General features: G+C 34.0%; 1 pseudogene. It reads left to right on the top strand.

The features are described 5' to 3' along the window. Positions 1-514 (top strand): annotated as a pseudogene (locus tag AJ886_RS02910) (hypothetical protein); the annotation flags it as partial.

Here is a 514-nt window from a genome sequence, read left to right as displayed (position 1 = left end):
TAAAGAACCCTGTTTAAATTCTAAAAAGATAGTTTTATCTTTAGCTACTATTTCTTTCTTAGCGAGTTGTGCTAATGCTACACTTACTCCTGAAATAAAAACTTATGATGAAGCAAATAAAAATCTTAAGGCTAGTTCAGCAAGTGTTTATAGTTCTCAAGCTAGAATTAATACAACTGTAAGTAGTTCAATCAACAATCAAATCAACATTACCGATCAGGGACCACATACCATAATAATTGAAGCAGGTGGAACTTTAGGTAGTATAGGCAATACAGATAGAATCATCTATGCTCATGCTAGTGGTAGCAATATCCTCACTCTTACCAATCTTACCAATCATGGAACTATTAACGGTAAGGTAGCTGTAGAACATGATAACAATTTTAAAGGAACCATCACTGTTAACACCTTTGAAAATACAGGTCAAATCAATGGTCAAATTTACATGGGAATTTGGGGAGGTAACTCAGGAACTCTCACTGTGGATAAATTCGAAAATAGTGGGACTATA

It is taken from the genome of Campylobacter sp. BCW_6465 (assembly GCF_001762815.1).
GTDB lineage: Bacteria > Campylobacterota > Campylobacteria > Campylobacterales > Campylobacteraceae > Campylobacter_D > Campylobacter_D jejuni.
This window is presented reverse-complemented; position numbering and strand designations above follow the sequence as displayed.